The sequence below is a fragment of the Lactobacillus kullabergensis genome (assembly GCF_000967195.1).
In the GTDB taxonomy this organism is placed as follows: domain Bacteria; phylum Bacillota; class Bacilli; order Lactobacillales; family Lactobacillaceae; genus Lactobacillus; species Lactobacillus kullabergensis.
In genome coordinates this window covers 1,474,689-1,486,602 of sequence record NZ_KQ033871.1, presented here as the reverse complement: position 1 = coordinate 1,486,602, position 11,914 = coordinate 1,474,689, and the positions used below count along the sequence as shown (strand labels likewise).

Sequence of the window (11,914 nt, the reverse complement as noted above, 5' to 3'; positions counted from 1 at the left end):
AAAAAACCTATTAACAGCTTACCACATGGATAAGTCATCAACAGGATAAATTATAGAGCCACAATTTAAATCATCAATTTGGTTCTTGTGTGCAAGCAGGTTTTTATTTTTTATTGAAAGGAGGAGAATTGAGTGTTTATTAAGCGTGGGATCAACAATAATGTTTCTTTTGTAGTCGATGACAAAGGTAAAGAATTAATTGTTACAGGAAGAGGAATAGCTTTCGGAAAACATGTTGGCGATGAAGTTGATGAAAGCAAAATAGAATATTATTTTCCAGTATTACCTCAAGAGATCTCCTCAGCTATGGCAAAATTGTTGGTTAATATACCAATTGAATATTATGCAATTGCTAATGACATAGTTGACAAGGCAAAATCAAAGTTAAAACAGGAGTTAAATCAAAGTCTAATCGTAGCTTTAACTGATCATATTTACAGAGCAGTTGAGCAGGCTAAAAAGGGCATAAAAATTTCGAATCCATTGATTTTAGATATAAAAAGGATTTACCCTCAAGAGTTTGAAGTTGGTCTTTTTGGCATCAAATTAATTCGTAATATGACTGGTTGCATTTTGGCTGAAGACGAAGCAGCCACAATTGCTTTACATGTAGTGAACAGTGAGTTGGAAAATAAGGGAGATTTTAATGGTTATCGTGTAGTTGAGATAGTTCATTGGGTTACGAATTACGTTTTTGATTATTTTAAGATCGATTTTGCTGAGAAAGCAGATCCACTGTATTATCAGCGCTTTGATACTCATGTTCGTTTTTTTGCTCAAAGAATTTTAGATAATGATTATAAAGAAAATGACGTTAATTCTTCTCTGCTAGTTGTTTTGTCTGATAAACAATATCAAAGGGAAAAAGATTGTGTGAACAGTCTCAGTGCTGACTTTGCTCAAAAATTTGACATCACCATTTATCAGGAAGAACGCGCCTATTTAGTACTTCATATTCACAATATGTTGAAAAACATAATCTCAAAGGAGAAATAAAAATGGGAAAATATACCTCATTGAGTAAATTTATAGTAAAAAATGTGGGTGGAAAGGACAATGTGGTCTCTTTAATTCACTGTTTTACCCGATTACGCTTTGTTTTAAAAGATGAAAGCAAGGCAAATACAGAGGCCCTTAAAGGAAACGAAGAAATAGTTGACGTGATCCAGGCTAACGGGCAATATCAAATAGTGATTGGCATGCACGTAGAATCAGTTTTTGACGAGATTAATAGCCTCTACCACTTTAGCGGAGGAGAAGCTGTAACTGACGAAGAGGCCCTGAAGGAAGATGCGAACCTAATTGATAAAAAACAATCATTATGGGATAAAGCAGTAGACCTTTTATCTGGTATCTTTGTCCCAATTTTGGGAGTTTTATGTGCAAGCGGTATGGTTAAAGGACTGCTGGCAATTTTGACCACAGCGGGTGTCTTAAAGAATACAGATGGCACATATATTATCTTGTATGCTATTGGTGACGCATTATTTTATTTCTTCCCAGTATTTTTAGCAGTTACGGCTGGTAAAAAATTTCATGTTGATCAAATGACCTCGCTTGTTATTGGTACGGCAATTATTTATCCTACTTTGATACAGGCAATGTCAGGCAAAGCTGCAGCAACAGTTTTGTCGGGTACGATTTTTCAAACTAAGGCTTATTTAACTTTCTTACATATACCTGTTTTGTTAAATAACTATACTTCGACTGTCATTCCTATTATCCTTGCAGTTTGGGCAGCATCTTATGTCCAACGTTTTGCTAAAAAAATCAGTCCGGCATCCGTTGCGAATTTTCTTGTACCATTAATAACCATATTGGTGATTGTGCCACTAACTTTATTAGTAGTTGGTCCAGTATCAATTTGGTTGTCAGATATTATTGCTTGGATTGTAAAAGAGTTATATAAACTTAGTCCAATCTTATTAGGTGCCTTTATTGGAGGAATGTGGCAAATATTAGTAATCTTTGGTGTACACAATGCCATTATTCCAATAGTACTCAATAATTTAGCAACACAAAAATTTGATGTTATTTTTGCCGCCAATATAGCCTGTCCTTTTACTCAGCTTGCAGCACTTTGTGCACTGGCTTTGATCCTTAAAGATACTAAGCAAAAGCGCAATACTATTGCTTCAATTTTCCCAGCAATTTTTGGTATTACAGAGCCGGCAATTTATGGTGTTACTTTGCCACTAAAGAAACCATTTTTCATAAGTTGTATTTCTTCAGCTATTGGTGGTATTTTAGCAATGTTAATGGGAGTTAAATTTTATCAAATGGGTGGACAAGGTATATTTGCTTTCCCTTGCTTCCTTTCTCCTAATGCTACTAATTTTTCCGGTATTATTAGTGCAGTGATAGTAGTATTAATTTCCATGGCAATTTCATTTTGCCTAACTCTCATTTTTTGCAAACCAAAAAAGCAAACAAATAATATTTAAGAAAAGGAGCATTGCAAATGACCGAAATAAATTTAAAGGGCAATCCATTCTACTTGAAAGATGAGCAGATTGATAATATTAAACTGCTCATGTCTAAGATGACAGTCAGAGAAAAAGTGGGCCAATTATTTTGCTTATTGGGCAATTATTCAACCGAACAAGAAATAAAAGAGGTTATTGAGAACTATCGGCCTGGTGGCATGATGTTTCGTCCGCAAAAGAGTTTCAGCATTCAGGCTTTGCAGCGTTATATTCAGGAGGTTTCCCCAATACCGCTATTGCTTGGCGCCAACCTTGAATCTGGTGGAGACGGCATAGGTACTGATGGGACCTTTTACGGCAGACAAATTGAAGTAGCGGCTTCTAATGATAAAAAGAACGCATACCGCTTAGGATTAATTTCTGCTCGTGAAGGTGGCGCTGTGGGATGTAATTGGTCATTTGCTCCTGTAGTAGATTTCAACAAAAATTTTGCTAACCCAATCATAAATGTTAGAACCTACGGTGATAATCCTGATACTGTCATATCAATGGCCCAGGAATATATGAAAGCATGCCAAAGTTCAGGTATGGCAGTCGCAATTAAGCATTTCCCAGGAGATGGTGTTGATGATCGCGACCAGCATCTTCTGACATCAGTTAACTCACTAAGCGTTTCTGACTGGGATAAAACATATGGCAAAATTTACCAGGCTATGATTGATAATGGAGCACTGACATTGATGGCCGGTCACATTTATCAACCTGCTTATACCAGATACTTTAATCCAGATGTGAAAGATGAAGATATTTATCCTGGTTCTCTATCATACGAATTGCTTCATGATTTATTAAGAGAGAAACTAGGATTTAATGGTTTGATTTCAAGTGATGCTACTAACATGGCCGGTTTTAGTTCACAAGGAAAAAGAGCAGAGCTGTTGCCTCAAGCAATTAATGCTGGTTGTGACATGCTTTTATTTACCAGAGACTTGGAAGAAGATTTTAATTTTGTACTTGATGCAGTGAACGAGGGCGTAATATCAACAGACAGATTGAATGACGCTGTTACTAGAGTATTAGCTACAAAAGAAGCATTGCACTTATTTTTAAAGCAAAGAAATAATACTTTGGTTCCTGAAAAAGAGGCTTTAAAAGTTTTAAAATGTCCAGAACATGTTAAATGGGCTAAAGAATTAGCAGATGAGTCAATTACTTTAGTTAAAGATAAGCAAGATGTTCTACCTTTAACATTGCAGAAAAACAAGAAGATTCTGGTTTTCGTTATAGGTGATGTTGTCAGTGCTAGTGGCAAACCTCCTGTTTCAAGTATTTTTATATCAAAACTGAAAGATGAAGGATTTAATGTAACTGTGTTTGATCCTGAAAATGAAGATTTAAAGAATTTAATGGTTAATGGATCAGTCAGAGAACTAAAAGCCAGGTTTGATACTGTAATATATTTTGCTAATGTTAAAACAGCCAGCAATCAAACAACCGTCAGGTTAAATTGGCTTAAGCCAATGGGCTATAACGTTCCTTGGTTTGTACATGAAATCCCTACTATTTTTATTTCAATCGCTAATCCATATCACTTGCAGGATGTTCCAATGGTAAAAACTTATATCAATGCTTATACCGCAAATGAATATGTTCCAGCAATTTTAGTAGATAAGTTGCTAGGCAAATCTCCATTTAAAGGTAAGAGTCCAGTTAATGCATTCTGCACTTATTGGGATACACATATCTAGGGAGGGAAATATGCTTAATTTTTTCAAGAGAAATGAAACTATTTATTCCCCATGTTCAGGTCTTTTTAAAACAATTGATGAAGTTAATGATGAATTGTTTGCTTCTAAAAAAATGGGTGATGGTTTTGCGGTAGTACCTTCAGATACGGAGATTTATTCTCCAATTACGGGGGTGATAACCATGCTGGCTCCAAGCAAACATGCTATTGGCATTGAAAGTAAAAATGGAACAGAAATAATGATTCACATGGGTATTGACACCGTTGAGCTTAACGGAACCCCTTTTAACATTAAAATAAAGAAGGGTGATAAGGTCAAAAGGGGACAGTTAATTGCCAATTTCGATTATAAGCAGGCAAAAGATGCAGGCAAGGAAACCGATGTAATTGTGATCATTTTAAATATCAAGAATATTGATTTGGATCAAACTAGTATGAGTCAGGTTAATTCACAAACAGAGATTGGATCTTTACCTAAATAAATATTTTAGGAGATATACATTAATAAAATTAATAACACATTTGAGGGTAATTTCAAATGTGTTATTATTTTTGGTAGAAGTAGGTTATTTGAAAATTATGCTAATTAAGAGGTTTTAAAGTTTAAATGAATAAAGTTACAGTTATTGGCAGTATTAATTTAGATACTAATTTACGCGTTAAACAAATGGCCAGACCAGGTGAAACTATTCATGCGTCAGAACATTATTCAGCCGCGGGTGGAAAAGGCGCAAATCAAGCAGTTGCTGCGGCAAGGTCAGGATGTGAAGTTAGCTTTATCGGTGGTGTAGGTGATGATGCACCGGGAAAAGAGATGCTGGGCTCACTTAAGAGAGAAGGCATTAATACCCAAGGTATTATCACAGCTAAAAAAGAATCAACCGGACAAGCATTTATTACAGTAGATGATAATGGTCAGAATTCAATTACTATTTATGCAGGTGCAAATTATGCTTTTGGACCAGCTGAAGTTGAGCAGAATCAGGATTTGATTAAAGATTCTGACTTTCTTATCGCACAATTTGAGACCCCACTTGCAGCAACAATTAAAGGTTTCGAAATCGCTCATGAGGCGGGGGTAAAAACAATTTTGAATCCAGCTCCTGGAATGGCTAAAATCCCTGCTGACTTGTTAAAGCTTACTGATATCATTACCCCAAATGAAACAGAAGCTGAAACCATCACTGGAATTAAGGTGACTGATGAAAAAACTGCGCAAATGGCTGCTTCTAAGCTTCATGATCAGGGCGTAAAAACGGTTATTATTACAATCGGTGCTAAAGGAGCATTTTACGACTATCAAAATCAAAGAGAACTGGTCCCAGCTTTTAAAGTCAAGGCTGTTGATACTACAGCAGCTGGCGATACTTTTATTGGCGCAATGACCAGTATATTGCAGCCAGATTTGTCTAACTTAAAAGATGCAGTTCTTTTTGCTAATAAAGCTTCATCAATTACTGTGCAAAAATATGGTGCTCAGCCCTCAATTCCTTATGCAAAAGATATTAAAGTTGGTAAATGACGACCTGATTTTTAATTTTAGTTTCAGAAATTAAGATTGCTTTATTTAGTATAGCGAAAACATCTTTTTAAACCCTATCTTTAGTATAATAAAAGAGTAATTGAGAGTTTGCTGAGATGTTTCAACAGTTTTAAAAAGAAAGGCACTTAATTATGACAACAAAAATAGGTATTATCGGTGATGGTCATGTTGGCTGTACGGTTGCACATGAATTAATTATTTCAGATTTAGCAGATGACTTAGTAATGATTGATGTTAATGAGGGCAAGGTTAACGCTGATGCAATTGACTTTGAAGATGCAATGGCCAATTTGCCATATCATACCAACATCATTGTTAATGATTATGATGCACTAAAAGACGCTGACATTGTCATTAGTACATTAGGGAAAATATCATTAGAAACAAAGGGTGATCGGTTCCAAGAACTTGAATATAATAAAAAGCAATTAAGCCCGATTACAGAATCTATCAAAAATAGTGGTTTTAACGGTATTCTGATTGTTATTTCCAACCCAGTAGATGCAATAACCAGTCTTTATCAGCAATTAACTGGTTTACCCAAAGAACATGTTTTGGGCACTGGTACTTTACTTGATACAGCAAGAATGAAAAAAGTTGTTGCTAAAAAGTTTAATGTTGATCCTCGTTCTGTGAGTGGTTTTGCATTGGGTGAACATGGCGATACTCAGTTTACAGCCTGGTCAACAGTAAAAGTATTTGAACAGCCATTAACTGAATTGGCTAAAAATGAATCATGGCAGCCAAGTGACTTAGAAGATGAAATCAAATTTGGTGGTCAAAATGTGTTTATGGGCAAGCATTACACTAATTATGGGGTTTCGGCTGCTGCGGTGAGAATAGTGCGGGCCGTTTTAACAGATTCACGGACAGAATTACCAGTATCAAGTTACCAAGAAAAGTATGGTACTTACATGTCTTATCCTGCAATTGTTGGTCGAAATGGCATAGTTCACAAAATTAATTTACAGCTAACTCCAGCTGAAGAAAAATTGTTGGAAAAATCTGCTGCAGCAATTAAAGAAAAGTCACAGTCTTAAGAAGATTAAATAAATAGACCAAACGCGCTTAATCAAGCGCGTTTTTTATTAGCCCAAAGATAGAAAATGAGAGTAATATTAAGCAAAGTTATTGACAAAAAGTAAGTAAAAGCATAGCATAAGAAGCACTGATAGATGTTTTAGAAAGAAGTGCAGTTAATGAAACAAATGCAAAGACTGGAAAAGAAATGTATTTCATTAGATCATTTGCAAAATAATTGTTTCTTTTAGTATTCGCACTCAAATTTAAAACAATAAGTATTTAGGACCTGCGAATAAAGTATCCGCAGGCCTTTTGTTTTGTTAGAACTACTGTGACAAATAATGAGACTTCTGAGTCCATTTAAGTACTGCAGGGGGAGGTTAAAAATGAGCTGGCAAATTATTAATCAAAGTTTGCCTATTTTTGCAAAAGCTTTTCAACTGACTATCTGGTTGTCTGCTGTTGGCATAATTTTTTCTATTGTAGTGGGAGTTTTCTGCAGTTTAATCCAATATTTTAAAGTACCAATTTTGAGTCAACTAATAACAGCTTATGTAGAGTTAGCAAGAAATACACCTTTATTAATTCAATTGTTTTTCCTATACTATGCTTTTCCAGTTATTGGACTAAAAATGTCAGCCCAAACTTGCGGAATTATTGGTCTGGTATTTCTTGGTGGAGCATATATGGCTGAAGGTTTTACAGGAGGTTTTGCCGGGGTCAGTGCCACTCAGATTGATGATGGTAAAGCTTTAGGGATGAATAATCTGCAATTGGCCCGTTATGTTGTCTTTCCGCAAGGCTTTGCGCTAAGTATGCCTGCCTTAACAGCAAACATTATATTCCTGATTAAAGAGACTTCCATTTTTTCAGTAATTGCTATTCCTGAATTAACTAATACAGCTCTAGACCTAATTGGAATGTATTACCGGACAAATGAGTATCTGCTAATTTTGGTGATTGCCTACGCAATTATTTTAATTCCAATTATTTTACTGTTAACTTATTTAGAAAGGAAGGTACGCTATGGCACATTCGGCGATTAATGTTTTCTTTAGCGGCAATAACTTTAGCAGAATTTTACAAGGCTTGTGGACTTCTGTTTGGATTGCAGGTGTTAGTTTGGTTATTGGTCTTGTTTTAGGTACATTCCTAGGCGTATTGCGCACCTTACCCAATAAAATAATTCGGTTTATTTTGCGGCTATATCTGGAATTTTTCAGGATAGTTCCCACCATCGTACTATTATTTTTGTTCTACTATATTTTACCGCGCAGTTTTCACATCAATTGGCCTGCCAGTTGGATGGCAGTTTTGGCCTTTGCCCTATGGGTTGCTGCTGAGTTTAGTGATATCGTTCGTGGAGCAATAGAATCAGTTCCTATTGCTCAAAAAGAATCAGGCTTGGCTTTGGGCTTAAGCAAAGTGCAGCTTTTTCGTTACGTTTTATTGCCCCAAGCCGTGCAGCTGGAGTTACCAGCAACTATTAATCTGGCTACAAGAGTAATTAAGACTACCTCTTTATTAATGATGATCAGCATTATGGATGTCATCGCGATTGGACAACAGATTATTGAAGCTAATAATCAAAAATATCCGACAGCTGTATTTTGGATTTACGGTCTGATTTTCTTTTTATATTTCATAATAGATTATCCGTTATCAGTATGGTCTAAACGGCTAGCAGCAAAGCAGGACAGGTGAGATAAATGACAAAAGAAGTTTTACGCGTTGAACATCTAAACAAGTTTTATGGTGATTGGCAAGCTTTACATGATATTAGTTTTACTCTGCATCAAGGTGAAGTTTTGACATTATTAGGTCCTTCCGGTTCTGGTAAAAGTACTTTAATTAGGTGCTTAAACGGCTTGGAAGATTTTAAAAGTGGCTCGCTCTATTTTAAAGGACAAAAGATTGAAACCGATGCTAAAAATTGGCAGGCTTTACGTCAAAAAATTGGCATGGTTTTTCAAAGTTATGATTTGTTCCCTAACTTTACCGTTCTTGAAAACATTTTGCTGGCACCGGTAAAAGTGCAAAAAAGACCTGAAGAAGAAGTCAAAAAAGAGGCTCTGCAGCTGTTAAAACGAGTAGGATTGGGAAAATACGTTGATACTTATCCTCGAGAATTGTCTGGTGGACAAAAACAAAGAATTGCTATCGTCAGAGCGTTGGCCATGCACCCCGAAGTAATGCTGTTTGATGAGGTTACCGCTTCTCTTGATCCAGAAATGGTTCGAGGTGTTTTACAGATTATGACTGATTTATCACATGTTGATCACATGACAATGATTATCGTAACCCACGAAATGAACTTTGCACGCCAAATAGCAGATCAGGTTTTATTTCTAGAAGAGGGCAAAATTTTGGAAAATACACCTGGTAAAGAGTTTTTTGAACATCCCCAAACAGATCGTGCTCGTGATTTCTTGACTAGTATGGACTTTTAAGGAGTAAATAATGAAGAAAAATAAAAGCAGAAATATTATTATTGGTGTTTTAGTAGTTTTAATTATTGCAGTTGCCGCATTTTTTGGTATCAAGTCATCAAAAAATAATAGCAGTAATGCCAATGAAAGCAGCGTGACTGCGATTAAAAAGCGTGGCGTTTTGCGAGTTGCCGTGTTTGGTGATTTGCCTCCTTATGGTTGGGTTGATGATCATGGTAACCGTCTTGGTTATGATGTTCGTCTTGCACGGCAAATGGCTAAGGATTTGGGTGTTAAGGTGAAATTTATCCAAGTTAATGCGAATAATCGCGTAGATACTCTTAATTCAAATAAAGCTGATATCGTTTTAGCTAACTTTACTGAAACACCTGAGCGTAAACAAGTTGTTGACTTTGCCAAGCCATACATGAAGGTATCAGTTGGAGTTATTTCTCCTAAGAATGCACCAATTACAAGCGCTTCTCAACTAAAGGGTAAAAACTTGATTGTCAACAAGAGTACAACAGCAGAAAATTACTTTACCAAAAAGGATGGGGTTGATTTACTGAAATTTGATTCCAAAACGCAGCAGTTTAATGCTTTTAAAAATAAACGCGCTGCTGCTTTAGCAGATGACAATTCATATCTTTATGCTTGGGTAAAGAAGAATCCTAATTACACTGTTGGAATTAAGAACATCGGACCTAATCAATTCATTTCTCCTGCGGTCAAAAAGGGCAATAAGTCACTTTTAAATTGGACGAATAAAGAAATTACTAAATTAGCAAATAAAAAATTCTTTATTGCTGATTATAATAAGGAATTAAAACCATACTTTGGCAAAGAAGTTAAGCCGAGCGACATTGTTTTAAATTGATGCAGCTGCTATAATAAATAAGTCTTGAATTTTGCCTTTAAAGATGATAAGGTAGTAAACGTTAATCGATTAATCTATGACTTGAAATAGGAGTCATGGCAAAGGAGTAATAAATATGAAACAAGATATTCATCCAGATTACCAACAAGTAGTCTTTATGGATTCAGCAACTGGTGCTAAATTTGTTGCTGGTTCAACATTGAAGCCAAAAGAAACAGTGGATTATGAAGGTAAAACTTACCCACTAGTTCGTGTTGAAATCACTTCAGATTCTCACCCATTTTACACTGGCAAGCAAAAGTTTGCTCAGGCCGATGGTCGAATCGAAAAGTTCAACAAGAAGTATGGCATGAACAACAAGTAATATCTTCAATCTGGTGGAAGGCAGTCCCATTGGGGCTGCTTTTTTATGTAAAGCACAATTGTTATACTACCTAAATTAGGAGTATAATTATTACTTTAGCAAAAAACTCTTTTCGGCTAGGAGATAAAAAGATGAAAATGCAACTGGCAGAAATAGCCAAAGCAATAAATTCAAAGTGTGAAGGCAATGATCAGACCGTTATTACTTCTGTTGCCTTCGATTCTAGAAAAATCGCTGCAGGCGGCTTATTTGTACCACTAAAAGGCGATAGAGATGGTCATGATTTTATCAATAGTGCAATTAGCAACGGAGCAAGTGCTACATTGTGGCAAAAGGATCATCCTAATAAACCTGATAGTATTGCAGTTTTAGAAGTTGATGATCCGTTAACTAGTATGCAGGAACTGGCTCAGTACTACTTAAATAAGGTTAACCCTACTGTTGTGGGTATTACCGGATCAAATGGTAAAACCACTACTAAAGATATGACAGCAGCAGTTTTAGCGAAGAGATTTAATGTTCATAAAACTGATGCTAACTTCAATAATGAAATTGGCGTGCCCATGACTATTTTAGACATGAAACCAAATACAGAAATCTTGGTTTTAGAAATGGGTATGGATCATGCGGGACAATTACATAAACTGAGTGAATTGACTCATCCAGACGTTACAGTTATCACTATGATTGGCGAAGCGCACATTGAATTTTTAGGTTCACGTGCGGGAATTGCCGATGCCAAAATGGAAATTACCGATTTTTTACGTGAAGATGGCGAACTAATATATAATGGTGATGAACCACTTCTGCGTGAAAGAGCTAATAAAATAACACAGGCAAAAGTTACATTTGGTTTTGCAAAAAATGATACAGTTTATGCAACGGGCTATCGCAGCTACAAACATCATGCTACATTTACGATTAATAACTCTGATCATAAATTTACTATTCCCATGATTGGCAAACACAACGTTTCTAACGCGCTTTCTGCTCTTTGTGTCGGCAGGCACTTTGGTGAAAGTGATGAAGAAATCGCTACAGCTTTGGAAAAATTTACTCCAACGGCTGACAGAATGGAATGGGAAAAAGGTGATGTTGGAGAAGACATCATGAGCGATGTTTATAACTCTAATCCTACTGCCGTCCGTGCTGTGATAACCAGTTTTGGTCAGATTCAGGTTCCTGCAGGTAGTCGGCGAATCGCTGTTCTGGGTGATATGTTAGAATTAGGAAACAGATCAGCTGCTCTTCATGCTGGTCTGGCGGATTGTCTCGACCCTCAGGTAATTAATGAAGTTTATTTATTTGGTACAGAGATGGCGCATTTGGCAGCTGCGCTTAAGGAAAGTTATCAGCCTAAAAACTTGCATTATTACCCACAAGATCAGATGCAACGATTGATTGCAGATTTAAAAAATGATATTAAGCCGAACGATATTGTGGTTTTGAAGGGTTCGCATGGGATGCACCTGGAAAAAGTAGTAGAACGGCTTAGATAAGGAGAA

The 11,914-nt window shown here is 36.2% G+C and carries 12 protein-coding genes; all 12 read left to right on the top strand.

Going from position 1 to position 11,914, the window contains the following annotated elements:
• Positions 1-132: 132 nt before the first annotated feature.
• The 12 genes from JF76_RS07580 (at position 133) to JF76_RS07525 (ending at position 11,908) form a co-directional block, all read left to right on the top strand.
• On the top strand, positions 133-996 hold the full coding sequence (locus tag JF76_RS07580) for a PRD domain-containing protein (protein WP_045928484.1): 864 nt from the start codon (positions 133-135) through the stop codon (positions 994-996).
• 2 nt (positions 997-998) lie between these two features.
• On the top strand, positions 999-2,444 hold the full coding sequence (locus JF76_RS07575) for a PTS transporter subunit EIIC (RefSeq protein WP_052697097.1): 1,446 nt from the start codon (positions 999-1,001) through the stop codon (positions 2,442-2,444).
• 17 nt (positions 2,445-2,461) lie between these two features.
• Positions 2,462-4,174 (top strand): glycoside hydrolase family 3 protein, encoded by a 1,713-nt coding sequence (locus JF76_RS07570; RefSeq protein ID WP_045928483.1) that lies wholly within the window; start codon positions 2,462-2,464, stop codon positions 4,172-4,174.
• Positions 4,175-4,184: 10 nt separating this feature from the next.
• Positions 4,185-4,655 (top strand): PTS sugar transporter subunit IIA, encoded by a 471-nt coding sequence (locus JF76_RS07565; protein WP_045928482.1) that lies wholly within the window; start codon positions 4,185-4,187, stop codon positions 4,653-4,655.
• A gap of 125 nt (positions 4,656-4,780) precedes the next feature.
• Positions 4,781-5,695 carry a ribokinase gene (rbsK, locus tag JF76_RS07560; protein WP_045928481.1) on the top strand — a complete coding sequence of 305 codons (915 nt, stop codon included), beginning with the start codon at positions 4,781-4,783 and terminating at the stop codon, positions 5,693-5,695.
• Positions 5,696-5,847: 152 nt separating this feature from the next.
• Positions 5,848-6,756, top strand: a complete 909-nt coding sequence (locus JF76_RS07555) for an L-lactate dehydrogenase (protein ID WP_045928480.1) — start codon at positions 5,848-5,850, stop codon at positions 6,754-6,756.
• Between the two features lie 369 nt (positions 6,757-7,125).
• Positions 7,126-7,785 carry an amino acid ABC transporter permease gene (locus JF76_RS07550; RefSeq protein WP_045928479.1) on the top strand — a complete coding sequence of 220 codons (660 nt, stop codon included), beginning with the start codon at positions 7,126-7,128 and terminating at the stop codon, positions 7,783-7,785.
• Positions 7,766-8,443, top strand: a complete 678-nt coding sequence (locus JF76_RS07545) for an amino acid ABC transporter permease (protein WP_045928478.1) — start codon at positions 7,766-7,768, stop codon at positions 8,441-8,443. Before JF76_RS07550 ends, JF76_RS07545 begins: the two co-directional genes overlap by 20 nt.
• Positions 8,444-8,448: 5 nt before the next feature.
• Positions 8,449-9,189 (top strand): amino acid ABC transporter ATP-binding protein, encoded by a 741-nt coding sequence (locus tag JF76_RS07540; RefSeq protein ID WP_045928477.1) that lies wholly within the window; start codon positions 8,449-8,451, stop codon positions 9,187-9,189.
• Between the two features lie 10 nt (positions 9,190-9,199).
• On the top strand, positions 9,200-10,045 hold the full coding sequence (locus JF76_RS07535) for a transporter substrate-binding domain-containing protein (protein ID WP_045928476.1): 846 nt from the start codon (positions 9,200-9,202) through the stop codon (positions 10,043-10,045).
• Positions 10,046-10,160: 115 nt separating this feature from the next.
• Positions 10,161-10,409 carry a type B 50S ribosomal protein L31 gene (locus JF76_RS07530; protein ID WP_034981446.1) on the top strand — a complete coding sequence of 83 codons (249 nt, stop codon included), beginning with the start codon at positions 10,161-10,163 and terminating at the stop codon, positions 10,407-10,409.
• 131 nt (positions 10,410-10,540) lie between these two features.
• Positions 10,541-11,908 (top strand): UDP-N-acetylmuramoyl-tripeptide--D-alanyl-D-alanine ligase, encoded by a 1,368-nt coding sequence (locus JF76_RS07525; RefSeq protein WP_045928475.1) that lies wholly within the window; start codon positions 10,541-10,543, stop codon positions 11,906-11,908.
• Positions 11,909-11,914: the final 6 nt, after the last annotated feature.

Excerpts from the sequence above, each read along its gene's own strand:
- JF76_RS07530 (WP_034981446.1), top strand. The coding sequence starts at position 10,161 with ATGAAACAAGATATTCATCCAGATTACCAACAAGTAGTCTTTATGGAT.
- JF76_RS07525 (WP_045928475.1), top strand. The coding sequence starts at position 10,541 with ATGAAAATGCAACTGGCAGAAATAGCCAAAGCAATAAATTCAAAGTGT.
- JF76_RS07540 (WP_045928477.1), top strand. The coding sequence starts at position 8,449 with ATGACAAAAGAAGTTTTACGCGTTGAACATCTAAACAAGTTTTATGGT.
- JF76_RS07545 (WP_045928478.1), top strand. The coding sequence starts at position 7,766 with ATGGCACATTCGGCGATTAATGTTTTCTTTAGCGGCAATAACTTTAGC.
- JF76_RS07550 (WP_045928479.1), top strand. The coding sequence starts at position 7,126 with ATGAGCTGGCAAATTATTAATCAAAGTTTGCCTATTTTTGCAAAAGCT.
- JF76_RS07555 (WP_045928480.1), top strand. The coding sequence starts at position 5,848 with ATGACAACAAAAATAGGTATTATCGGTGATGGTCATGTTGGCTGTACG.
- JF76_RS07575 (WP_052697097.1), top strand. The coding sequence starts at position 999 with ATGGGAAAATATACCTCATTGAGTAAATTTATAGTAAAAAATGTGGGT.
- JF76_RS07535 (WP_045928476.1), top strand. The coding sequence starts at position 9,200 with ATGAAGAAAAATAAAAGCAGAAATATTATTATTGGTGTTTTAGTAGTT.
- JF76_RS07570 (WP_045928483.1), top strand. The coding sequence starts at position 2,462 with ATGACCGAAATAAATTTAAAGGGCAATCCATTCTACTTGAAAGATGAG.
- rbsK (WP_045928481.1), top strand. The coding sequence starts at position 4,781 with ATGAATAAAGTTACAGTTATTGGCAGTATTAATTTAGATACTAATTTA.
- JF76_RS07565 (WP_045928482.1), top strand. The coding sequence starts at position 4,185 with ATGCTTAATTTTTTCAAGAGAAATGAAACTATTTATTCCCCATGTTCA.